The organism is Paraburkholderia sp. SIMBA_053, assembly GCF_046534895.1.
GTDB classification, from domain to species: Bacteria; Pseudomonadota; Gammaproteobacteria; order Burkholderiales; family Burkholderiaceae; genus Paraburkholderia; species Paraburkholderia caledonica.
In genome coordinates, this window is sequence record NZ_JAWRXU010001961.1 from 1 (window position 1) to 228 (window position 228).

Sequence of the window (228 nt, forward strand, 5' to 3'; positions counted from 1 at the left end):
GCGGCGTTTATCGCGATCTGCCTGACGCAATGCCGCAATACAAGGCGGCGAAGATCCGCAATGCGAAGGCATTGTCGAGAATGAACGAGAACCGTCAGGGCTCGTTGCTCGACTTTATCGACGACTTCTTCACGCGCTTCCCGAAGTGCGTCGACGAATACGAAACGCTGCTCACCGACAACCGGATCTGGAAGCAGCGTCTGGTCGGCATCGGCGTGGTCAGCCCGG

General features: G+C 58.8%; 1 pseudogene. It reads left to right on the forward strand.

The annotated features are described in order from the left end of the window. A pseudogene (locus tag SB753_RS42390) lies at nucleotides 1-228 on the forward strand (NADH-quinone oxidoreductase subunit D); the annotation flags it as partial.